This window comes from Coprococcus sp. OM04-5BH, from assembly GCF_003482105.1.
Classification (GTDB): domain Bacteria; phylum Bacillota; class Clostridia; order Lachnospirales; family Lachnospiraceae; genus Coprococcus.
This window is the reverse complement of record NZ_QULM01000004.1, coordinates 1-25122: the sequence shown is the minus strand read 5'-3', so window position 1 is coordinate 25122 and position 25122 is coordinate 1. Positions and strand designations below refer to the sequence as shown.

17 protein-coding genes and 7 tRNA genes are annotated in these 25122 nt (G+C 41.4%); 1 reads left to right on the top strand and 23 read right to left on the bottom strand.

Annotation, left to right across the window (positions count from 1 at the left end; translation table 11 throughout):
- Positions 1-42: 42 nt before the first annotated feature.
- The 10 genes from DXB54_RS08520 to DXB54_RS08470 form a co-directional block, all read right to left on the bottom strand.
- Positions 43-2310 (bottom strand): VWA domain-containing protein, encoded by a 2268-nt coding sequence (locus tag DXB54_RS08520; RefSeq protein WP_118694909.1) that lies wholly within the window; start codon positions 2308-2310, stop codon positions 43-45.
- Between the two features lie 500 nt (positions 2311-2810).
- Positions 2811-2954, bottom strand: a complete 144-nt coding sequence (locus tag DXB54_RS11880; protein WP_158578215.1) for a hypothetical protein — start codon at positions 2952-2954, stop codon at positions 2811-2813.
- A 108-nt stretch (positions 2955-3062) separates the two neighbouring features.
- Positions 3063-3401, bottom strand: a complete 339-nt coding sequence (locus tag DXB54_RS08510) for a Mov34/MPN/PAD-1 family protein (protein ID WP_199708747.1) — start codon at positions 3399-3401, stop codon at positions 3063-3065.
- Between the two features lie 106 nt (positions 3402-3507).
- Complete coding sequence (locus DXB54_RS08505) at positions 3508-4041, bottom strand: hypothetical protein (protein WP_118694908.1); 534 nt, start codon at positions 4039-4041, stop codon at positions 3508-3510.
- A 45-nt stretch (positions 4042-4086) separates the two neighbouring features.
- On the bottom strand, positions 4087-5364 hold the full coding sequence (locus tag DXB54_RS08500; protein ID WP_118694907.1) for a hypothetical protein: 1278 nt from the start codon (positions 5362-5364) through the stop codon (positions 4087-4089).
- Positions 5365-5380: 16 nt separating this feature from the next.
- On the bottom strand, positions 5381-6709 hold the full coding sequence (locus DXB54_RS08495; protein WP_118694906.1) for a type IV secretory system conjugative DNA transfer family protein: 1329 nt from the start codon (positions 6707-6709) through the stop codon (positions 5381-5383).
- A gap of 18 nt (positions 6710-6727) precedes the next feature.
- Positions 6728-7396, bottom strand: a complete 669-nt coding sequence (locus DXB54_RS11775; RefSeq protein ID WP_147361023.1) for an MAPEG family protein — start codon at positions 7394-7396, stop codon at positions 6728-6730.
- Positions 7397-7410: 14 nt separating this feature from the next.
- Positions 7411-8568, bottom strand: a complete 1158-nt coding sequence (locus tag DXB54_RS08480) for a hypothetical protein (RefSeq protein ID WP_118694903.1) — start codon at positions 8566-8568, stop codon at positions 7411-7413.
- Positions 8565-9191, bottom strand: a complete 627-nt coding sequence (locus tag DXB54_RS08475) for a hypothetical protein (RefSeq protein ID WP_118694902.1) — start codon at positions 9189-9191, stop codon at positions 8565-8567. Before DXB54_RS08475 ends, DXB54_RS08480 begins: the two co-directional genes overlap by 4 nt.
- A gap of 202 nt (positions 9192-9393) precedes the next feature.
- The gene (locus tag DXB54_RS08470) at positions 9394-10089 is read right to left on the bottom strand and encodes a LytR/AlgR family response regulator transcription factor (protein WP_158578214.1); all 696 of its coding nucleotides are present in this window, start codon (positions 10087-10089) and stop codon (positions 9394-9396) included.
- A 427-nt stretch (positions 10090-10516) separates the two neighbouring features.
- Between DXB54_RS08470 and DXB54_RS08465 the strand changes: the two genes are divergently transcribed.
- Positions 10517-12544 (top strand): hypothetical protein, encoded by a 2028-nt coding sequence (locus DXB54_RS08465; protein WP_118694900.1) that lies wholly within the window; start codon positions 10517-10519, stop codon positions 12542-12544.
- A 107-nt stretch (positions 12545-12651) separates the two neighbouring features.
- Here the strand turns inward: DXB54_RS08465 and tyrS are convergent, their stop codons facing one another.
- The 13 genes from tyrS to DXB54_RS08400 form a co-directional block, all read right to left on the bottom strand.
- Entirely contained in the window at positions 12652-13872 is a 1221-nt protein-coding gene (gene tyrS / locus DXB54_RS08460; protein WP_021938317.1) for a tyrosine--tRNA ligase, read from the bottom strand.
- A gap of 245 nt (positions 13873-14117) precedes the next feature.
- Positions 14118-14342 carry a hypothetical protein gene (locus tag DXB54_RS08455; RefSeq protein ID WP_118694899.1) on the bottom strand — a complete coding sequence of 75 codons (225 nt, stop codon included), beginning with the start codon at positions 14340-14342 and terminating at the stop codon, positions 14118-14120.
- 144 nt (positions 14343-14486) lie between these two features.
- Positions 14487-15551, bottom strand: coding sequence for a hypothetical protein (locus tag DXB54_RS08450; protein WP_118694898.1), 1065 nt, complete (start codon positions 15549-15551; stop codon positions 14487-14489).
- A gap of 107 nt (positions 15552-15658) precedes the next feature.
- Positions 15659-21205: a DUF4132 domain-containing protein gene (locus tag DXB54_RS08445; RefSeq protein ID WP_118694897.1), complete on the bottom strand. Its 5547-nt coding sequence runs from the start codon at positions 21203-21205 to the stop codon at positions 15659-15661.
- A gap of 30 nt (positions 21206-21235) precedes the next feature.
- Complete coding sequence (locus DXB54_RS08440; RefSeq protein WP_118694896.1) at positions 21236-21649, bottom strand: hypothetical protein; 414 nt, start codon at positions 21647-21649, stop codon at positions 21236-21238.
- A gap of 326 nt (positions 21650-21975) precedes the next feature.
- Entirely contained in the window at positions 21976-23847 is a 1872-nt protein-coding gene (locus tag DXB54_RS08435; RefSeq protein WP_118694895.1) for a glycosyltransferase, read from the bottom strand.
- Between the two features lie 413 nt (positions 23848-24260).
- Positions 24261-24333: transfer RNA gene (locus tag DXB54_RS08430), tRNA-Thr, on the bottom strand.
- Between the two features lie 26 nt (positions 24334-24359).
- Positions 24360-24432: transfer RNA gene (locus DXB54_RS08425), tRNA-Phe, on the bottom strand.
- 42 nt (positions 24433-24474) lie between these two features.
- A tRNA-Met gene (locus DXB54_RS08420) sits at positions 24475-24548 on the bottom strand.
- Positions 24549-24613: 65 nt separating this feature from the next.
- A tRNA-Tyr gene (locus tag DXB54_RS08415) sits at positions 24614-24695 on the bottom strand.
- A gap of 28 nt (positions 24696-24723) precedes the next feature.
- Positions 24724-24796: transfer RNA gene (locus DXB54_RS08410), tRNA-Thr, on the bottom strand.
- Between the two features lie 34 nt (positions 24797-24830).
- Positions 24831-24902 (bottom strand) — tRNA-Glu (locus DXB54_RS08405).
- Positions 24903-24914: 12 nt separating this feature from the next.
- A tRNA-Asn gene (locus DXB54_RS08400) sits at positions 24915-24986 on the bottom strand.
- Between the last annotated feature and the right edge of the window lie 136 nt (positions 24987-25122).

The following is a 25122-nucleotide window of genomic DNA, read 5'->3' as shown; positions in this document are numbered from 1 at the left end:
CATCCTCCGTCTTGTGCTTTTTATATGAGCCTGTACAAAATCCTATTTCGGCCATGTATCACCATTGTCATAGCTATTACCCTGTCCATCCCAAGGATTCCCCCAAGATGAGTTGCCTGATGATTGTTTTGGCTCACCACCATACATATTCGCATCTCCGTAATCACCATCTAAGCCGTTAAACACTCCACCACCTTGCATGGAACCATAATCACCATTATTGTTCCCCCATGAATTCGATGAATCATTTCCAAAGAAATCCTGCTTGCGTGAAGAATATACCTTTGGTACAAAACTGATTGCAATCCAATCCGACATCTGCCCATCATTACTTACCTTTTTGTAAAGTCTAAGTTCCGAGCCATCTCCATTAATCTTCACCTTTTTAATCTTCCGATTTCCCATATACAATCCCGGCTTGATTATGAAATATATATAATCCTTACCCGTTGCCTGGAATCGCGTGTTTTTTCTAAGTCCCAAGTCATCGACTTTAAACTTGCTCAACTTTACATTTCCGCGTCTTCCCTCGCGTCGGTCACTCTTTTCTACGTCATTGACGCAAGTTTTTACTTCTATCGTTCCCTTAAACGAAATAATGCTGTTTTTGTATACTATGATTCCGACTATGATCAGAATAATAAGAGCAATCACCGCCAGCACAATCATGGTTACAAGTCCTACATTAATGCTGGTAATCACGAGTTCTACATCACAATACTCTCCCATGGAATCATACGCGCGGATCGTAAATGCTCCCTTGCTAAGACTATAATGTGTCAGCTCTATCTTGTTGTCACTGAAGGTATAGTCTTCCCCTTCCTCGAAAGAACTGGATTCTATCTCATAATGAAGTTCTTTGTCTTCTTTGTCCGTTGCAATGCCATCTACATCAAATTCAAATGTGTTGTCTCTGAACGGTATTACATATACCTTTTTTATTATCTTATCTTTCACCGGTGTCGGAGCCGTGTTAGGTTCCGGTTCCGGCTCAGCTGTTTCTGTCACGGTGACTGCCCCAAGTTCCTCTGATTCTTTTGACAGATAATTTCCTGTAAGAATCACTTTGAAGTAATATGTCCCCGGCTCATAGTTCCGCTTGACAGAGAATTTTCCGCCTGTGACGTCCATCTGAATATCATCTTCTATAACATTTCTGTAAGAATCCATCACAACAAGGGACGCCTCATATCCGTTATACTGATTATCCTGCGTAGCTGTCTCTCCGTTTGATACCAAATTGGCATATATCTCTAATTCATCATCCGATGTAACGGAATGACCGATCTCATCTGCATTTGAACCGATTTGCACAGTCAAATCTGTGTTGTAAACCATATTGACTTTGACATTCGTACCTGGTATTCCGTTTGCCTTGAGTTTCCAATTACCCTCCTGCACATCCGAAAACTTAACAATCGTATATGTATTTGATTTTACTGTCGTAGAATCTACAACTGCGTTGTTCGGATTTGTGATTTGTACATTATCAACATCTCCGTAAATTATGATGTTAACCTCTTCTACGCCAAACGCCGGAAGACTAAATTCTTTCTCAATCACTCCGCTTTCCGGGACTGTCTCATCTCCTATCTGTACCGTCGATGTTCCGTATATTGTTTCATAGAAAAGATTAAACGCATCCTTCAAGTCTGCCGCTGATGTAATCTCTTTGAATATACCGCCCGTCGCATCTGCAATCTGGCTCATCTCTGTAACATCTGCGTCTTGATTTGCATTAAGGCATACACTGTATACCTGTATATTATTCTCACGTGCTTTTTGGATTGCGTCAGCTTTTCTCTGAAGCGACTCCTCTGTTTCTGCGTCGGTACCCATCTCCGTGTTGCCATCACTTAAATACAAAATAACCGACGGCAGTTCTGGATCACCTTGCTCCTCAATCATATTAACGGCAGTCTCCAGTCCGGCTCCCGTATCTGTCCAGCCAGCCGGCGCAATGGATTTAAGTTTTTCCATAAAAGCATCCTTTGTGCTTTGATCGTCCGCAGATACGATATCCTCGCTTAGCTGTACGCCGTTAGAGAACACAACCCCACCTATGTTATTCCCACTCTCTGTAAGCAGGTTGATAAATAGTCCAATCGCTTCATACCTGTTACCATCAGGATCTGTATCTTCCATAGAACCACTGGAATCAAGAACAACTACCACGTTGTACTTGTTAATTGTAGCTTGATTGTCTGCCTTTACTGAGAACCCCACTGCATACAAACATATGCAAAGCGCTGCTGCGAAGCAAAGTGATATACTGATTCGTTTGATCTTTTTTGCGCCTGTATTCTTCATGTCTCTATCCTCCGTTTTTAGATCCTTGCCATCTGTGGCTTAGGTTTATATACAATAATGTCAGCCCGTTTCGCTCACATTAATAATTTTCTAATTATCATACAATTCTGTCCCTCATTCGTAGTCGCATCGTATACTCCTTGCCTTAACCATTCCGAAGAGTATTCTTCATTATCGTCATGCCATGACAACGTATATCTCGCGCCAACAATATTCATATACATCGCACCCGATACATCTTCCATTGTCTCTATACCGTCTCCAATCCGTATCTGCTTTCTTTTCCTGAAGTTGCCAAATCAATCCACCTTCACATCTAACCTAAAATTTTATCAGCCGCGTCTACACCTGCCGGCTTTATAATCCCTTTTACCTGCATCTCATTTTCTGCTTGCAACAGAACCATTTATCAAAACTTCTATTGCTCATCAAAATGGTTCTGCCGCTTGCCTTGCCACACTCTTTCACAAAATAATTCCTAACACACTAGTAAATAAAACCTAATAATTACTTTCTCGTGAAATAGCCGCTACACCCAGATGAACTCTCCCATGGATAGTAGTATGCATGATTTCTGGTGCACCAAATCTTGCCACTACTGTCTTTCTCTCCCGGATCGGACCATCCACAAGCCTTGCAGTCATATGCGCAGCATGTTCCTTCCGGCAACTTTACGTTAGCTTTGACTTCTTTCATCTTTGTGTTCCTCCTTATCATTGGATTTATTTAAACCAGATGTACGTAACATCTGTTTAAATCAAGGTTATCTCTTCTGCCGTGACATCTCCACACCTGTCAACCATATACATGATGAACCTTGCCTTGTTACCTATAACGACTAACGGAAATAATATTCTTTCCATATCATTTGCCTTCATAATAGCTTGGGCATATACTATGTCTGCATATGACAACGCAGGTTGCTTTTCTTCATGGCTGTGTACTACACCTACAAATTGTATGTCTTGCTTTTCCCATTCTGATATGACTCTATTTACATTATCTGTGTCCGGTTTATATGTATTACTGTCACACTTACCAGAACTATCAAAATAATATGCGCATATGATTCCGTCTTTTATTCCTAACACACCACCCGTTTCCGGCAACACACTGCCGATGGTGGATATGATTTGACCATATATATCTTTTAATATGTTCATTTTGTTAAAATGTCATTGCCTTGATTCTGTTAAGCTAATACCACTCTTTCCCTTTTATTCTGCCTGCATATCCATTTTGTGCTGTCCATTCAATTAATACTTCCACTCCTTTATTCCCACTAGGCCCGGCCCAATAATATTTTACAATAACTGACGCTTGAGTTCCTCTCGGTCCTTTATTGCATTTTTTTCGGATGCGTTCAGAAACTTTATCTCCTATCAATTTTGAAACAGCTACTTGTTCCAACTCTGTTAAATCTCTGAATTTATAGGGTTCCCTTGAAATATCCATTCCACATATATCTCTTGCATGTATATAAAAGTGTAATCCCGTAGAGATTTTTTCTCGTTGTCTTAAATCTCTTCTATCCCTACTACAACTATCAATCTCTCTATTTACTTTTCCCATAAATTTGTCGCTTATTTGAGCAATAATCTTTTTTATAAGACGATTATGTTCAAATTTTCTTTCCATTCCATAAATTTGTGCTTCTTTCAACATTACTTCAGAGCCAGCACTTTTATCCCCACCAACATAATCATAAAGACTCAAATCCAATTCATTCATTTTATTCCCTCCACATCAATTTTATTTAACTTGCTTATCTTCTGCTTATCGCAAATAATCCAAATTAACATATTTTGTTTTTACTGTTGTACCTCCATTGCTTTTGCTTATCAAAACAGCTCCATCTCCAAGCTGTGAAAACTCTTGCGGTGTCACCCGATTAAATAGCTCCTCATGCATATCCCGTGACGTGTCATATCCGCCCATGATTCTGAATGCTTCTCTGTGACTTCCGGTATGAGTAGTTGTAAATTGTCTCATATATTGTCCAAGTGCTCTTGAGTATACCTCTGCCACGTTGAGATTAGGCGTATTCATAATGATAGTGTTTTCCATCTTTCCCAAAGAGTTCAACATATCATTCTCATCATCAAATATCCCAGCTATACTGTCACAAGTAATAACCGTTGATATCGGCAATGAATACTGGCGAAGTATCTCTTTGTTCATAGTACTGTTTGCAATCATGACAGAATCCAAAACCAATAAAAATTCCAATCCATCATCTATCATTGAACGAATCTCTGTTGCCAAGTAATTTAATACCCCTACATTTGATGGAACCCTAACAGTTAGTATCGCTCTGTGTTTGACAGCCTCTGTCATACTCACGTCTGACGCTTCGTCCAAGTTCTTCTTGCGTCTCCAAATTCTACTTTCAAGATGTCCGGCAAAAGCATTCACATCTGCTCGAACTTGCAAATACAAGTTATTATTCTGAAGGAATGAAGCAAGAATATTTCTAACTTCATCCTGTGGCAGCTTCTGCATAGCTGTCTTCTCCAATGTCTGTATGTCCATATTGCAGAGATAGAGAAGTCCATCCAGATCAACCGCTTCACCATTTGCTTTCAATATCATCATGTACTTTCTCAGTATCTCGGTGCACATATGCTGTTGCATATAAGATGGATTCTCTGCCGGCATTTGTGGATATATGGCTTCAACCGCTCTGTCTATGCCCATTCCATACAACGGTTCATACAAAAGATTCGTGTTATCAACATTACAATTCATCACGCGAACACCATTTCGTGCACATCCGTTAAATATTTCAGGGAAATAGCCGCGAAACTTTTTTATCTCTTCGACAAGCGTTCCGTTATTATGAATAACAACAACTCCCATTCTTCCATAGCATCTGGCTATGGTTCCCATAACAATCATATTTCGAATGTATTTATCACCGCCATAAACTGAAAAATTCTCCGGTGTATCAAAACTAGGTATCCAATATGAAATTTTTTCAGCCTTGCTTTCTATTATGTCGCGATTGAAAGCATTCCTTTTTTCTGCATCTGTATTCCTATTAAACAGTCCCATATTGTACGCTCATCTCCTACCTGTCTTTATACTCCGTAAATTGAAACAAAAACGGGTTTTCGTTGTCAGCCAGTCCTATCACCGCTTCACCTATATTCAACGAACTCTGATCCCATGTTTCAACCGCATACCCTTCACGTTCTCGCTTTTCAATAACTCCATCAATTCCTGTGTAATGATACCCAACTACGTTTGTCCCAAAAAGTTTTGACACATATTCTCTCGACTCGTTGTCGGATGTATGAAATGCAAACAGTGTCGAAAACCCTCCGGCTATTACCTTACCTTTTGCTTCACCATAAATGTCGTATAACTGATTTATACTTTGCAAGCCGGCTATAACCTTTACACCTTTGCCTCTTCCGAAGTTAAGCGCATCGTCCATATGCTTCAGCTTTGGCAAAAGTTTCAACTCATCTAATATCATGTATACGTTTCCGCCTTCACTATCGCTTCTTCCCAACGCTTCTTTGAGTGCCAGGTCAACAAGCAATCTGTAAATCGGTGTAAGAGTCTCTCCTGTCATCAAGTCATATTCTATAAAAATTGCTCGCCCTTGTTTTTTTCTTACACTATCTCTCATGGAAAATCTTCCATGCATGTCATTGTCATTAAAAACGCCGATAAACAAGTCATACAGCATACTCTTTAACTCACCAAGGACTCCTAATGCCTGATTTGAAGTTCCATCGCCCAGATATGACATAACGCCTTTCATATCAGAGTATTTGTTAAACATTTTTTCATAATCACTGCCATTCGCATTTAGCAAAAAGTCAGTTAGGCTTTTGTTGTTAAGCTTTCTAAGTCCATCCGCCGGATTATTAACCGCCTCTCTTATAAAATATATTAATGCATGCGCAAAAATATCTCGTGCTGCGTTAGAGAAAAACGGTTGTGAGGACGAACCTCTGTCTTCAAACAGCGAAGCTGCAATCTCACGGGCGTTTACCTCGTAATCTTCCGGATTCTCTCCGTCAGCAAGTACCTCATCATATATATTCCAGCGTTGGCTCTTTTCTCTGTATTCCTTACTGTTTCCCAGTATCAAGTCCATATCTTTTCCGAAGCCTTCATAAAAATCTCCTTTTGTGTCGAATACAATAAACACATCATTTGTCGATGCCTTCTCCCTAAGCTGTGTCATGGTCAGTTTAAATACATTAGTTTTCCCCGAACCTGCACCCCCAAGCAACAATAAGTGTCGAGAAAGCATACTATAATTCAAAGAAAAATGGACTTGCTTCGGATATGTTCTATCCCAGTAATTGACAACAGCATTATCCATGTCATTTTTATATGCATCTAACAGTTCATTTCCAAATATAACCTTTGAATTTTCCATGTAGCACTCATCTCCTGCCTACGGTCGAAATATCTTATAAAGCAACACAAGTAAAATACACAAAACAATCAACAGTAATCCCAGCGAGGGAAAAATATTACAAAGCAATACAAGCAAGCATATGATACCTAGGAATACAGATCTCGTTCGCCAGTACATTCTCCTTCCAAATGTAAAGTAGAATACAAGCCATACGATTCCTACGTATACAAGATACGCAATAATTGCCGCTGCAACATTCTCGATTCCGTTGTTTAGCTCTCTTATTGCCGAACCATTATTCATAACGATTGCCACAATAACGGCAACCATAGCAACTACACCCATGAAAATCCATACAGCTAACGGCACATCTTTCAAACTAAAGTTTGATTTTCTTCTTGATGAATGAGTCTCCGTAGGTAAATCTTCAAATTTCTTCCAACCACTGGTTCTGCGATTGCTTTCGCCATAAGAATCTGAGTGTGTATCATTACTATATGATGAATACGAATCATCTTTGCCATACTCATCGTAAGAATAATTGCTGCTATTATAATTGTCATAATCATGGCTACCATAGTCACTTGAAGTATTATAGGAATCATAACTTGAGTCACTATCGCCCCAAATACTATTCCTGCTCTCGTTTCCACTGTAGCCGGTATCATCGCTCGTATCAGTATCCCAGATACTTCTATTTCTCAAGTCAATGCCTCCAATCACATTTCGTAGTTATTATTCTTGCTCTCCGACTGAGAGTTATCTGTCTGAGCGTTTTCTTTTTCTGTCCAGCCCATAGATTCATTCACCATGTGGTTGTCTGTCTCCAACTCAGATATATGATATTCATATTCTCCCTTTTGTGCCTCCAGTTCACAGATCTTTTGGTTTTGTTCCTGGCAAAAGCTGTCATTCAAAGTATCTCTGATGCCATAATTATGAGCACATATATACTCGTTCTGTTGAGCTTTTAAATCAGCGAGTTCTGTATCGGTTGCTAACTTAGCATCACTTAAACGGTCTACGCACTCTTCATTCTTGCTTAGAATGCTCTTTGCAGCCCTTTCATCATGATTTCCAAACTCAAATTGTTCATATTCACTATGCAACCTATCTGCATATGCCAACGAGCTTTGATATCCGTTCTCCTTGATATCTGCCTCTGCGGCAATGCTATTGTCTCTAACTCTCCTATTATCTGAGTCTATATAAGCGTCCGCAGCTTCTTTTTCGCTGTCACTAATTACACCAAGTTTATTTGCTGCGTCCACTTGCTCATGTTCCAAGGTGTTGCAATATCCTTCAGATGTTGTCAACGTCTCATTTACTTCACTGAAGTGTTCCAATCTTCCATCTATGTACTCTTGATACTCAGGTGTATCTTGCATTCCTTCGCTATGGCTGATTACAAACTCTGCCGCAACATTATTGCTGTCCATCTCAATATTTTGAACATTATATCCATCACCGCTGCTATAGTACGCCGGACCAATTTGAGCCTTAATAAGCGCCCTCTCTCCATTACTGTATTGAGAGTTCAGATCCACAGCCTGTCCCTGAAGTGCATGGTTCTCCTCATGAATAACGGTATCCATCGCCTCATAAGGATTGTCACAAAGATCAAGGTTTACCGATACGACATTCGTGCCATAATTGTATCCACCATATAGTGCAGGATCTGTCTCGGACACAAGTGTAGGTGGGTTATATATATTTACAGACTCCGCATAGCTATTTCCTAACTCCTGAAGCAAGCCTAATTTTTCTTGATCTGTAAGGCTTGACCAATTCTCCGGAGCAAATTGCTGATAGTCGAATTCGTCTATATTCGTTACTTGCGGCTCTGAACTCGGGAATATCAAATCAATCAAACTCATACAACCACCTCACTTACGAGATGAGGAGCCGTATCCTTCGCTTCAATCAATCTGCGCTCATATTGATATATCTGATATAATAATTTGTTGTCTTCCTTGTTCTTCTCCATTGATGACGATACATCGTTCAAAATGTCCGACGCCTTATCAAACTCACAATTCCGTCTCAATAAATCTATATATGTAAACACATACGTCGCAAGAGGCTTTGTATCAATAATCGTTTTCAATAACGATATTGCTCTTTCTCTAACTTGTGTACCTTGACTGTCACCAGTAAATTCCGTCCACCATAAATATTGCAATATGACATTCAAGCTATCCTCTTGATTAGCAATCAATAACAACATCGCTTCGTAATATCGACTTTGATTCGTATTACTATCTAATACTTTCCTGTATTTATCAGACGACACTAAGGTTGCTACATCTTCTCCGGTTTTTCTGCTAATATCCCAAGACACATAATGACACTTTGGACACTCCTGATAAGGTCGAAGCTGCCATTCGTACTGTGGCCTTCCATCCAGTCCCGCTGGATTAACATTACGTGACACATTGACTTCCATCTCTGTCTCATGTCCGCAACAAGCGCATTTAATTTTTCGTGTAATCTTTTTCATAAGTGTCCCCTTTCCTTTTGAAAACTGAACTACACCCTTTGTCTACATCCGGCATTTTTTGCTTTATATACAATACTCACTGTCCAATAATAATTTTGACTGTGTGCTACATTGCCAGAAATATGTATTAATTTTATCACAATATTTTTCTGTTAATTATTTCCATGTTTATACCGCAAGAAAGCATGTCTGTTTTACATCCTTATTCTTCAAATGAACTGACATATCTTCTTCCTATCTTTAGCTTTTCTCCATCATCAAGGGTTATGACAGACCGGTTAAACTTCTTTATGTAATTTCTGTTGACTATTATGGCGTTATGACACCTTATGAAATTATCCGGCAGCTCCTCTTGTATCTGACTGAGCGGTTTATACTCATACAGGACCTCTTTGTCGGTGTAGAACTTTGTCACTCTGTTTTCAATTCTTATAAATCGTATCTTGCTGCACTCAATTATATTTACCGATCTGTCAAACTTGATCTTTATGGTATTATTCTTTCGGGCTTCCACTGCTTCATTTATTATTTCAGTTATACATTTTTCCAGCCTTGAATCCTGTATGCCTTTTATCACACAATTAAAATGCTTAGTCTCGTATATATCTACATTTCCCGGAACCTGATCGGTGTAATATATGCATTTGCATAACGGAGCTACACCATTTATCTTTTTAACTAATTCAACTCCGGTGAACCTCGTATCTATGAAAATTATGTCTGTGATAAACACATCATAGTCAAACTTCTCGTCTTCAATATCAAACAGTATATCGTATGGTGTACTGCACACGATAAGAACATCCTTTACATCGGCGAATTTCGCCTTCAATGTGTTATAGGTTTTAACCCTTGTAATAATATCAGAATCACATACACATATTTTCATCTCTGCCATCCCCACAGGTCTCATTTTTTAACCGGATATCTCCAGCAACACAACTTTATCGAATTTTGTCTATCAAAACAATTATTACCAAGCCTATAGGAAGTTGAAGTAATATGACCGGGAACATTTGCATTGTCTGCTCTACGTGTCGCAATGTCTAATCGGAACATTTCAATGTCTTTTTGAACACTTTGTTGTCATTCAGTCATTTTTGATACTTTAACCACGTCAAAATCTGATATTATCTCGACATTATTAATTATTGTAATATGGCCAATCATCCCTTATCCTAAATATGTTGTCAGATTATTCTTACAGGATTTCTGACAGATATCATTTCCCGGCGGGTGCAGATCATATTTTATCCGGGAGCATCCATAGAAATAGAATGTGAAGCATTATGATAATCAACTTTAAGACAAGAGGGAGGATTTACATGAAGTACAGGACCAGAATAAGCGAGGATATATGTTCCCTTGAGGAGTTATTTACAGAACATCTGGGAATTTCTATACCTATAGTACCTCAGACTTCCACATACTCCAACAGACATACTTTTAATAAGCTGTTTTTCTCACAAAATATTGATCCATCCATGAATCTTGACGAGACATTACAGTTATCTGTATTTAAGGACACTGAACTTGACCGGCTTAAGAGCGAAGCCCTCTCCACCAAGAATCCTATTTATTTCATCATAAATCCCGATGAAAGCTTTCCTACAGGCTCCAAGTTAAGCGTATTATTTTCTAATATGATAAAGAAGAATTACACCGGCAACAGTCAGCAGCCTGCCATAAGAGAGCTGTTAAATTCTATAGACTATAGAAAGCTGTGTAAGAGAATTGATATATTGATAAAGAATAAGTGTGACACTGCGCCAGAATTCAGCACAAAAATCGAAGCATACATACACAATATATTATCATGTGACAATATATTGGCAGAACATTGCAGTACACTGAAATGTTCTTCTCCTGATGAATATATTGCTGTTTTCCTGTTATATGCATTGTTTGACGAGCAGAACTTCCAATTATATGTGCGGGAGAATAAGGTAGTTGATGAGTTAAGGCACACGTCCAATGGTATCACTGCGAGTATCGACAACTCACATTTACAGAAGCTTACCGGTGAATTAAGATCAACCGATATATACCAGCGCTGCATAAGCTATGTTCTGGTGATAGCCTATGCTGTCCAGATGTTGCTTGCCATTATCTCATATGTATACAGTGATCCCAGGAGTGATACCAGCATGGAAAACATTATGTTTAACGTGATACTGCTGTGTGTTACCATTATCCTTACCGCCCTGCGTTTTATTCCATTTGCAATGCAGAAGAAATACGCACAACTGAGTCTCATTCTTGAGCACTCAATATTTGAGAGAACCAACGAATTATACAGTGTGTCCCTGAACAGATTTCAGAACTGTTCCCATACACTTGAACACATCCGGCGAAGCAGGCGGAATATAATACTTATCTTCTGCTCATTAAGTGTATGCTATGTTGCCATATCATTTGTGCTTAACAGCTTTCCTATACTTGTTGCCCTTGTAGCAGCTACATTTGCTGTGGTATTATTCCTGGACAACTTCATGCACGATATGGTCAGCTATAAGAAATACGACGGATATTACAATAATTCTAAGACAGACGGTCACCAGCCTACGTCAAGGCATGGGCTTGCCAGAATATGCAGGTGGGACTACGATTACAGGGAGCATGATTTCCGTCACAACGACATCAACAGACTTAGCAATTACAGTGAGGACTGTATAAGGCACATCTACAACCAGGTAGCTGATACCTGTCAGTTTTCATGGCAGCTGCTGACAGCATTTATCATGATACTTTCATCTGTGGGCGTAGTGGCTCAGGTTATGCAGCTTGCATTTCCTGATGTTAAGTATTTTCATATTCCGAACCAATCCATGATGTACTCCATCATTATGATTTTAATATTGGTAAATGGAATATTAAACATCCTGATTTTACTGCGTTCGGAAAATCACTATCAGAAGCTGGCTCAATTCTCATATTATGCCGGCAGTACAAATATGAGTTCTGAGGAATTCGCCAGATTATTCAGGCATAACATTTACTCCGGCAACATTTCGGATATTGATATTGCCAGAGGCATATATAACTATAATTTCTGTATGTACGAGAAAGGGATTCCTGCCGATAAGCTGCAGCCGGTTGATGACAGATATCACCTTTCCTATATTATGCTGCAGAAAATGCATTTGATCACAGCAATATTCATCTGTATATTGATAACTTATTTCAGTATAGCGGTGTGGAACATGAATTGCCTGAGGAATTTAATTCTTGCTCCGGTACTAATATCAGCATATCTGATCTTCACTTTTCTGATATATCCGTTCGGAAAGCGTTCATTAGTCAGAAAAGATATTGAAGAAATCCATAACGCAGAAAAAGGACAGCAGCCATAAAGCTACTGTCCTTTTCTACAATAATCCTTCATGTAAACATCATGTCTGCATGAATTTATATCTTAAAGCTAATGTTCACTTATCAGAACTACACTGGCAGCTTTTCCTTACTTGCTGACCTTTCTGAAGTTCTTCTTTCCACGTCTTACTACGATACCTTCGCCATCAAACTTCTCTTCAGGAAGCTTAACTGAGATATCTGCCACCTTCTCACCATCAACGGCTACACCGCCCTGCTCTACGGCACGTCTGCCCTCGTTACGTGAAGCAACAAGTCCTGACTTAACAAGCACTGATACGATATCGATCTCGCCATCCTTGAAGTCTTCTGCTGTAAGTGTTACTGCCGGCATGTCAGCAGCTACGCCCTTTGAGAACAATGCTCTTGCACTATCCTGAGCCTTCTTTGCCTCTTCCTCGCCATGAACAAGCTTTGTAAGCTCGTATGCAAGGATTTCCTTTGCCTGATTTAACTGGCTGCCTTCCCAGGAATCCATCTTGTCGATCTCTTCAAGTGGAAGGAATGTGAGCATACGGATACACTTAAGAACGTCGGCATCTGCTACATTTCTCCAGTACTGGTAGAACTCAAATGGTGATGTCTTATTCGGATCAAGCCATACGGCACCCTTCTGGGTCTTACCCATCTTCTTGCCCTCTGAATTAAGAAGAAGTGTGATGGTCATGGCATGTGCGTCCTTACCAAGCTTTCTTCTGATAAGCTCTGTACCGCCAAGCATGTTGCTCCACTGATCATCTCCGCCAAACTGCATGTTACAGCCGTACTTCTGGAATAATGCATAGAAGTCATAGCTCTGCATGATCATGTAGTTGAACTCAAGGAAGCTTAAGCCCTTCTCCATACGCTGCTTGTAGCACTCTGCACGAAGCATGTTATTTACTGAGAAGCACGCACCAACCTCACGAAGAACCTCAACATAGTTAAGGTCAAGGAGCCAGTCTGCGTTATTGACCAGTAATGCCTTGTCATCTGAGAAGTCTATGAACTTACTCATCTGAACCTTGAAGCAATCTACGTTATGCTGGATTGTTTCCTTTGTCATCATCTGTCTCATATCTGTACGGCCTGATGGATCTCCGATCATGGCCGTACCGCCTCCGATAAGGGCGATAGGCTTATTTCCTGCCATCTGTAATCTCTTCATAAGGCACAGTGCCATGAAGTGACCTACATGAAGGCTGTCTGCTGTTGGGTCAAAACCTATATAGAAAACGGCCTTGCCGTTATTTACCAATTCTCTTATTTCTTCTTCATTTGTAGTCTGGGCAATAAGTCCTCTGGCTACTAACTCTTCATATATTCCCATTTTCTTCCTCCAAACAATAAGTTCTTCTGTCTTATGATCAAAAGTCATTATATTATACCACCCTTTTAGGCTGATTGACAATATTTAATTAGGAGACATTCCATAACAAAATAAGACTCTGATCTATTTATAGCATAAATCAGAGTCTCTCGCATTTTGTTTTCCAACGATGTTTTAAGTTTTAATTTGAAGTTTTTTCAAATTTCAGTTAAATGTGATATGTATTGAAGTCCGGCTTATATCATCTACCTGTATTCAAAGTCTCCGATTCCCCAATCAGACACTCTTACACAAGCCCTATCCACACTCTCCGGGTATCTCAATCTTCCCCATTCGATTTTAAACCCTGTATGCAATAGTATACGCACCGGATTATCCCTGCTTTTTGCAACATTTTCTGTTTTTTCTGCTCTATTCGCAGTATTTCTTTCATAGCGTTCTGTACATTTCTTCACCTGTACCGGTCCCATTCCCCCCTTTCCCGTTACAAATCCTGTTACATTTTCGGGATAAATACATATTACACTATGCCACTCATAAAATCTGTCAAATAGTGTCGGCTAAATAATTTTTTATTTTGGGTAATATATACTTATTTCTTACCTGTCTCTGAGCTAAAAAAGATCCAAGGTATTATCCAGATATATTTCTTCCCTGACATTTATCCGGTATTCCGGTTTTGTCATGTAATACAATAGAAATTCCAGGATAAGTGCACTGCCAAGTCCTCTGCCTTCAATCTTAAAGTTCATGTATCCCATTGGCATATAAATATTTCTGATGTCATCGATTCCTATAAATCCCGGATTTAACATGGCCTTAGAGAAGCGGTATCCACCATCATGATCCGGAGCTGTACATTCATGTTCATGTTTTTCATCTGCAACTTCATCACTTAGAGCTTGCTCTGCTTCCGTCTGCCTCCGCTCCGAACCAGTGCTATCATAATCATAATCCTTCTCGGCTTCCCCAAGGATCCTGCGGCTCACATCCTCATAACATGCCCGACGGTCAGTACAACCAAAGTAGCAACATTCGTTACACAAAAATTCCACTTTATTTTTCTGCTGTTCAGACAAATTCTCCAATCTGTCAAAGCGTTTATTCAACCTGAAATCCGGCACGACATAACTGAAATCCTCGCGATTCAGTTCCTTCACAAGTTCATCAAAATCGGTCAAAACCTTAGTGGTTGAAGACACCAGATAAAGTTCCGGATAGTTTGCTTTCAAATAGTCAAGCAGCAATTCCGAGTGTACAATAACACCATTTCGTACCCTGCCATACCCACAACCGTCATTACCACTTCTGTTAAGGTCTCCGGTACTATACATTTCTTTATCTCTATCCTGCTCCCGGCAGAACATCCTGCATAGCTCATTGCACCTTCTGTCAGAAAGGTGTTCTTCCCTTAGCAAGGAATTGCTGAATGTAAGTCTTGCTGAAATGCCATATTTATTCACCAGAGAAAGGACTTCCCTGGCATTGCAGTCTCCATCTCCCACACGACCTCCACCCCAGATACAATCTGCAGGGGCACCATAGATAGAGCCTATGTCACACCAGTCATAGAAATATTCCCTGTGCTCATGAAACAAGGGCAGAAACACCTTATATAATTCGTAAAATTCAAATAATCCGGGCAGATGAAAATATGCCACGCCCTCCTGTTTTTTCATTTATAACTTCTTACCTGTCTTCCTATATTTTTGTTTTTCCAGTACCTGTTTCATCAATATTTTTGCTTCCTGTATTTTTACTTTTCCTATCCAAATGTCGATAACCCCTACTCTATCTGATCCAGTATAAACGGATCCTTGATCTTGTTGTCCTCAGCGAAGAACAATATCTTGGTGAGCACCTCCGAGGTCTTCGGGTCGTCATCCACAAATGGCAGGAATATACGTCCCCGCCTCTGGGATTGAACCGGAAGAACATTGATCATAGGTCCTGCTTCCTGATGTACCACACCACTTCCCAGATGCACCGTGTAGTTGGCACGCTTGCCATTTATAATTGCATGGTTCCTGGTAAATGATACATTTGCCAGTTTAAATAAAGGCATTGTAAATTCTGCTATGGCTTTTCTCATCTCTATTGTAGAGTGGGAGGTCTCCGGATCCACGCCACCGGCATGGGCAACGCTTACCGCCATATCCACATCCCTCATAACCTCTGAGAAAATAATATCCGGAATGTCCTTTATCTTAAGATCCTTACCGTTCCTTCTGTCTGTGAACACCACCCATTCAAGGGTAGGAGCCTCGATGTCCGACGGTGAGAACCAGTCTGCAAGGGCATAAATCCTTGCAACAATATTTTCCTTATAGTAGACCTTCTGCAAGCCTTCATCCACATCAGCAACCCAGTGTCTGGATCTTAAGCAGCCAAGAGTCTTCCTCGGCTGTATCTGATTTCCTGCATACCGGAGCGAATGTTCAAGTCCCAGCTCCTCTTCTGTCTTAACATACAGCTCTCTGAATACCTGCTTAAATGGCTGGACTATCTTCCGGGCAAATACATACTTCTGCACATCATGCCACATACCTGCCTTATACATATGAACCGGATGTGCCACAACAAGCTTTGTATCATCCGGCAATTCCATACATCCAACATCTATCATACTATCCGAAAGTCTATTGCTGTCTACATCTATTGTGTTCTCTTCCGGTTCTGCATTATCTAAGCTCTTGCCTTTATCATTTAAATTCTTGTCTTCAACATTTATTGCATAAGCTCCGATCACGTTCAAACCTTCAAGAGTTGCAAATCCCAGCACGCACTTTTCACGTTGATCGCCATTAAAAAGCTTAGTCTTACTCGTTTCATCATCCGAAGCTGCACTGTCTCCGTTCTCTCCCTGCACCTTAAATACCACTGCTGCCACCATGTCACTGATAACAGGATTTTCAAGCATTCCCTTTATCTCTGCCCAGGTGTACACTTCCTCGCTCTCCATGGCATCCTCAAGCATTGCCTTTGTACGCCTTGCCTGCTCTGCCATCTGCTTCTTCGCCTCTGTGAGAGCCACAACATATTCATCCTTCTTAAGCTTGGCAGGCACAGATTTAAGCTGTTTGCCATTCTTCTCGCATATCAGGGTACATCTGCCGCCATCTCCCATTTCAAGCCACAGGGACACCTCTCCCACGTCATGAGGCTTGAAATAATCCGACATACCCTGAGCCACAAGGCTCTCCATACGGAGTATAAGTCTGGTCACATCCTGATAGCCCGCATTTATCGCCATATTCTGCAGAGCGATCTGTACTGCTGCCGACTCGCTGGCTCTCCTCTGGGCACCGAACTGCCTGCTCTCCTTCTTGAACTTCTGGAGGAACATGTATCTGTCCCTGATCTGTGATTCATTATCAATAGGGAGTATTCCCACTGCCATAAGCAGATCCTTGTTACGCTTTGCCTCGATTTCAGCTATGAGCTCTGCCTCATTGTATCTGCCCAGGGCTGCATCCGCGTACTTTCTCGCCCTGGTATGCTTTGCTCCGTCTGAAATATACTTCGCTGCCTTATATATAAGGGTAAAATGTTTGTCACCAAGCTTCTCGTACACCTCAGCAAACCACGCCCTGTCAAAGGCTCCGTCGTTCAGCTCATCCACAGACAGCGGTGTGTATCTTGCTATCATGGCTGTCCTCTTATTGTCAAATGTCTCGTTCATGTGTGCCATGAAGTAATAACAGCCCCCTGCGAATCCATCCCAGCCCAGATACTCTCCAACTATATCTATCCATTCCGGAGAATACATGGCAGCCTCCACCAGACGGGCTTCACTTATGTCTGTACCTGCAAGATAACTCTTAAGAGTCTCCGCATTGTCCCCAACTCCCGGCAGACATGACTGGAGAAGGTGCGAAAGACTGTTTTTCTTGCTTACTTTCATTCTGTTTCCGCCATAGCTGTAGCCACTGTTAAAATATGATGATCTCTCCAGAGTCTCCTTGCCCAGAGCTGACAATATCCTCACAAAGTATTCTGCTCCATATATTCTTGTAAGTCCGTATATATACCGGGAGAATTCCGTCTCCGTATCTCCCCTTGTAAGCTCAGCTTCCATAACCAGCCCGGACATGTCCTCATACAGCCCCTTAGCAATGTCAAATATCCTCTGATCGGTCTCAGAAAGCTCCTTTGAAGGATCATGCAGAAGTATCCTTCTTATATTCTCGACTCTTCTCTGCTCAAGCCAGCTCCATTCATTGCGTCTGGTCTGCACCTGCCTGTCTCTTTCAGTAATGTACCTGATGATATCAGACACGCACTTAAGGTTAGTGTCCAGCGGATTTCCCTCAAATGCCATCTTGTACATATAATCCCTGGTTACGATTCCACGGCTGTATGCCGCAATGTAATCATGAAGAGTTGGTACCCACATCATTTCTCCAGTGTGTATCCAGTAGTAAGGCTCCCCCGGAACATTTGCCACATCTTCAGGCACGCGGAAACCATAGCACTCAGACAATGCATAATTATATGGGAACAAATGACGGAACTCTGCCTCATTTGCCGTGGCTGTATCCGAACCATCTTCCACCTCAATAAAACAGATCTTCTTCGCCAGGGTAAGGTATCCTGTAAATTTCATGATCTGCTCATTCGTTATAACACCCCTGTGGTATACCCTGTTTCTCTCCTCTTTATCCGCCCTTGGACTTACCACACGGAAATCATACACCAGCTCTGCCTTTCTGGAGATAAGATAATCCGCTGCCACCACTGCCAGCTTTCTCATATCGGGGATCAGCACATATTTGTCGTAAAGGTATGAAATGACTGTCTTTATCCGTGACAGATAGCCGTAATTGTACTGTTCCACCACATACTGCCCGCCGAACATATCCCCAATGAAGCTCTCGCAGTATTTCTTGAAATCCTCTCTGTCATTGTTGCATCCCTGCAGATAAGTGTATACCTGCACAAGCCGTTCCGGAGTCTGTATATTCTCCCTGTAAAAGCCTTCCCACAGCTCTGCAAATTGTATATTTCCATCTTCACTGTAAAGTCCACCGGACTCCCCAAGCATACGGATCTCCCCGATCCTGTTGGTGTACTCATCGTTCTTGTGCTCCTCTATCAGTGCGTCAAGCTTCTTTATGATCTCGTCTGTCTCTGAAACAGCTTCTGTCTTGCCTGTGCCAAGCTTCGACTTTAACCTGGAAAATGCCCCCGCAAGCTTTCCTGTATCTCCACCGATCTTCCCCATGGCAATACCGCTGTCAGGGAAATATCTTTTGTATACTTCCTTGCAATCCTCAAGATATGCCGCGTCAAATACCGGTTCGTAGGTTGCATTTACATCATAAAGACCGTATCCCCTTTCTGCATCCGGCTTATTCTCCCCGGTATTTATTATTTCATTTATAAGGATCTGTTCCTTGGTGCTTACTCTTGAAACGGCGTGCTCCATGGTATCAATATGCTTGACACACCTGGCAAATAATTCTTTCCTGTCCTCATCCTTCTTTAACTGCAACAAAAGATCAAGCCCCGCAGTCCGCTTCTCTTCCTTAGGATCTGCAAGAAGTCTTCCGATAAGCTCATACATGCTGTCCCCATCCATCTTATAGAGTATAGCCAGCACCGTATCCCTGACGTCAGCCTTCTTATACTTGAGCATATTCTCAAGCTGTGTATAATTATCCGGTGAAAGCTCCATGTTCTTAACAAGCTCGGCAGCCTTCTGTCTGGTAAATGTTTCCTTGTCGGCTACAGCCTCCACAAGAAGTGCCCTCTGGTCGTCATTTGCAGGTTCTCTTATAAGTGCCATCATAAGTGTGTCCCTGCAGTATTTTGACGGATCGATATCACTCATCATGCGGGCAACCGCAGTGATCTTGTCCTCATCTCTCAAGGCACTGGCGCACACACCAAGCCTCATGATAACGTCCGATTTCTCGAGATATGCCACGTTCCATGGGAACACGCAGGGATTTATCTCAAGCTTCCTGCCCGGTATCTTGTCAAGAAGCCCCATAAGGATATCATATATCCTGAGGCACTCCTCCCTGCTGTCAAAGTATCTGGAAAACTCCGCATATGTTTTCTTTCTCACCTTGCCCTTATACCTGCGTCCCTCCTCGTATACCAGCTCGTTCATATACACCTGGTAGTCCGACATGAAGCTTGGCATGACAACCGCCATGGTGTCAGGTTCATCTCCATATCTCTCCACAAATTCCTTTGCCACCTTATGCACATACATCTTTCCAAGGCTCATGGCGTCTATGTACATTGCAAATACCATTCGTTGGTGCTTTGTGCCGTTAAGTGCCAGTTCCTGCATTATACGGCATGCGTCATCTATATCAAAGAAGCCGTAACACCACAGTGCCAGGTATATCTTCATGGCGTCCTCGCCCATAAGTGCCTCATGTCTGGCGTTCTCATCATGAAGATATGTGTCTATTATATAAAGCTGTTTTTCCTGTATACGGTCGATCTTGCTCTCTTCATTTGCCACAAGTCCCGTCCATGTACCAACAGCCCTTGTGACAGAGGCATACCTCAACAGCTCATTGTCCTTGATCACACGAAACAGTGTCATGAAGGCCTCTGTGGTTCCGTAGTCCATGTTCTCGCATATTGCCTGGCGGAGTCCCTCCTGAAGCCTTGCTGCCAGCAGCAGCTTACCAAGAGCATCGTGTAGCCTGTTGTTTTCACTCATACATATTCCACGGATCATTTCGGTGGTGAGCTTCGCCCCGGTGCTCTCACCAAACAAAATGTCCATAAGGGCTTCCTCAAGCTGGACATTTCCCCTGTCAAGCTCTGCCTGTATCCAGTATTCCGATATTGCCTTCCAGCCATTTGCCCCCTTATCCTTGTACAGGCACAGCGTATCCACAGGCACGTTCCCCTTATATATGGAAACTATGTCTGCATTATATATTCCCATGTCATGATACGCAGCCATGATTCTGAAATATCTGTCCATGTATGATGTATACTTCTTCGTCCGCACAGTCCTTCTGAAATAAGACTGGCTCGCCTGCCACTTTATTATGCTGTCTATAGTGCAATAGAAGTCTTCTAGCAGATCATCCGGTATCCAACCAGGCATATTCTTCATTTCGGATCTGAAGAAATCTGATGGCCGGTTGCCCTCTGTCTTAAGAAATCTCTCCAGCTTCTTTCCTGTTTCAGTAAGATGAGCCGCCCCATTATATCTGCCGGTTTCTTCAATGATCTTCTGAACCTCCATGCTGTATGTCTTCTTAAGTTCATCTGCCCTTTCCTTGTATGCTTTTCTTACATTCTCTGCAAGATTTTTCTCTGCTTCCCTCTCAAGCTTTGTCTTCTTATCTTCTCCCATGCGTAACCCCTTTCGATTTTTTACTTCTGTCTACCACATTCTTCCGGCTAACATTGTGAGTCTGATGAACGTGATCTCATCTCCCTCAGCAAATATAACCTTCTCGTCCAATTCCGTAAGCTCCTCACTCCCAAGGAACACCCTGAACAGCCCATCCTCAAAGCCAGTTATAGCCGTATCCGCTGCTTTTGATACATCAGGCTTCTTATCTCCGTACACTATGCCGAAGGCTATCTTACCGATCTGTGCCATGTCATCTATCTGATCACTTGTAAGGACTGCTTCTCCTCTGTCCATACGCTCTATGTATTCCCTGACACATATCTTAACAGTCTCTGTTATAAGTTCCCGCAAAGTCTCCGGTTCCGCCTCATATTCAAATGGCACTTTATCCACAGTATTTCTTCGTTTTCCAAGCTGTTTCATATTCATGTATAAAAGCATGTGATCCCTCCCCCACTATCTGAACATCAGCCAATTAAAAATCCTATTAAAAAGCCCATTAAAAACCATTAAAAACCCATTAAATGTCAAAATACAAGTTTTCATATAAAACTTAACGCAATCTTTGAACGTCAATCTTTCGTTACTTTTTCGCCAAACAGCTGATGCCACATTGATATTTTCCCATGTAAATGTACTACCGTCAAGCGTCAGGTAAACTTTTAAAAATTTACAATCATAAAATTTAAAAAAGCACAGGTGCTGCAGTGTGCCGGATTTAATGGCACCACCGCAATCATCCTGTGCTCTTATCTTATATCGTTCACCTACTCATCGTGCTTCTTTGCATTACCCGGCACCAGTCTGACACCCTTCATGAGCTTATATCCAACAGAGCCCCTGATAGCCGCCAGTTCAGCCTCAAGCTCCTTTATACGCTCACCTCGCTCAGTCTTGTCCTCATACGCCTGCTTAAGCTTGGCATTTATCTCAGACTTCTCTGCATAGGTCTGTTGAAGCTTCTCATTCAACTCGGATTTCTCTGCGTAAGTCTGTTGAAGCTTCTCATTTAACTCGGATTTCTCTGCATAGGTCTGCTGAAGCTTGGCATTTATCTCGGATTTCTCCTCGTAGGTCTGTTTAAGTTTTGCATTTATCTCAGACTTTTCTGCGTACGCCTGCTGGAGCTTATCATATATGTCCTTCTTGTCTGAAAATGCCAAATCAAGCTCTCTGCTCCTGTGGTTCTTTATATCATATTTTGCCTGCTGCTGGTATCCTGTGAGGTTGGTAATAAGTATCTTCATCTTATACTTCAATTCATCTGCAGTTAAATCTCTCTCAAAATAACTGTCATCTCCGTATACCCCATTGAATAAGCCTTCCCAGGCCTCTCCTATGTCTATGCTGCTTACCTCTTCAATGTGCTTTCTTCCGGCTGCACCAAGCTTTTTCACCTTATCGCTATCCTTTAATATGTCTATGATAGCCTGTGCCATAAGAACAACATTCTCCTGAGTAACGCTGACAACTCCTGCTCCGGACTCCTCCACCTCAAGCCATGGCATTTCATAGCACACTATCGGAAGTCCATATGCCTGTGCCTCATAGAAAGTCAGTCCATACCCTTCACTGGAGGAAGTACTCACAAATAATGAAGCTTCTGAGTAATATCTGCCCACATCCATGGTAAATCCTGCACATTCTATGTTCTTCTCCAAATGGTTCTCTTTAATGAGCTTTCGCAGCTCAGCTTCTAATTTTTCATCACCCTTGCCAACTATGACAAGCTTTGCATCGCTGATCTCCCGGGTCACAAGCTTCATAACCGGAATCAGATCAAGGGGACGCTTTACTCCATCAATACGAGCTACCCATACTATCCTGTGTGGTACATAATTGCTTATCTTTATCTCATTTACATTGAATGTAAACGGATTACCTATACATTTCGCCTTTTTATTATATATCTGTGTATACATCTCGTCTGTAACTGATAATGTAACTATGCCATCACACAATCTATATATGTATTGAAGGGAATCCGCCTCACACCCCTGAAGCCCATAGGGCAGACATGTAAAGCTATGAACATGAAGAACAAATGCCGGTCTTGAAGGATGGCTCTTTACAGTCAGCATATCCCACCACGTACAATGCTGAGTAAACATATTGGATACAAATACATCCACATTATTTCTATCGAGAAGATCATTTATTGCCTTCATTCGCTTAAGATATTCTCGTTTCTCTACTTTATATGAAGGGATATATTCTCTCTTCACGTCAGCATTTAACTCGTATTCATCTTCTTCCGGACCATTGTCCGTAACAAGTATTACATTATACTTTTTATTTCCCTGTTCGTCTGTCATTGACGACCAGATATTGCACAGCATTGTTACAACTCGCTGGGCACCACCATTTGTAATGTTCCTGTAATATGTAACTATTGTTTTAGGTGTTTTGTAACTATCCAGAGGCTTGTTATATCTGTCTACATCTTTCATAACCCTGGCGATCTGATCTACATTAAACCAGTATTTCTCCGCAAGCCCGCCTATAACCTCATCATAGCCCCACTTGTCCACCATAGCTTCAAAGTACTCGGATCTATATTGCACAGGCACCTTCTCTGCGAAATCCACCATAGCCTCACTAAGAGATTTACTTGTCATTTCCTGCAAAATATTATTCATCAAATCACCCCACGTTTATTGACATGCCTCACAAAGTGATGGCGTGCCTTTCTTTGTAATGATATATTCCTCTTTCCATTTATAACACATATGATATTATAATCATCCTGTCAAAAAATCAACCCTAATATTATACCGATTTCAGGGAGATTTCGACGAATTATTATCACTGTCTTACTTTTAATACGGTATATCGGTTATTTTGAATTTTTCTTTAAAAAATATAGTTGCCATTGCATACCGAAACCTTTATATCAATGCCTTGCATATAGAAAGCTTTATATCAATGCATTTATTTCAACGCCTTTATTTCAACATCTTTATTTCAACACGTTTTATCCTATAGCTTGATTCCCGCACTGTCTTACAATTAAAAAGACCTCTTAAGAATTAATCCTAAGAGATCCCCTGTAAGCCGATGATCGGACTCGAACCGATAACCTGCTGATTACAAATCAGCTGCTCTGCCAATTGAGCCACATCGGCGTATTTAATTTTTAGAAAAAAAAAGATGCCCAAAGCTGGAATCGAACCAGCGACACGAGGATTTTCAGTCCTCTGCTCTACCAACTGAGCTATCTGGGCATGTGTTTCTTCTTTTGTATATATTGCATTAAATGCAATTAGTAGCGGGGACAGGATTTGAACCTATGACCTTCGGGTTATGAGCCCGACGAGCTTCCAGACTGCTCCACCCCGCGTCATAAAATAATCCCTAACAACTACATGTTGGGGAAAGGTTTAACCTGTATATCGGTTAAAGAAATGGGCGGAGATGGATTCGAACCATCGAAGCATTACGCAGCAGATTTACAGTCTGTCCCCTTTGGCCACTCGGGAATCCACCCATTATACTAAAGCTTTCGCCTTAGCAAAAGCCGATGATCGGACTCGAACCGATAACCTGCTGATTACAAATCAGCTGCTCTGCCAATTGAGCCACATCGGCATATTAAATTGTACGTTGACATTATTCAACTCAATGACCCCAACGAGATTCGAACTCGTGTTACCGCCGTGAAAGGGCGATGTCTTAACCGCTTGACCATGGGGCCTTAGTAAGTAAGCTCCCCGAGTAGGGCTCGAACCTACAACCCCTCGGTTAACAGCCGAGTGCTCTACCATTGAGCTATCGAGGATTAACACCTGTGATAACCACGGCGTACTGTTGGATTATAACATATCCAACCCTGAAAAGCAATATTTAAACCAAATATTCTTTCAGAATTTCATACAAACAGGAAATGCAAGTTTCCAATACTTCAAAGCAATCAT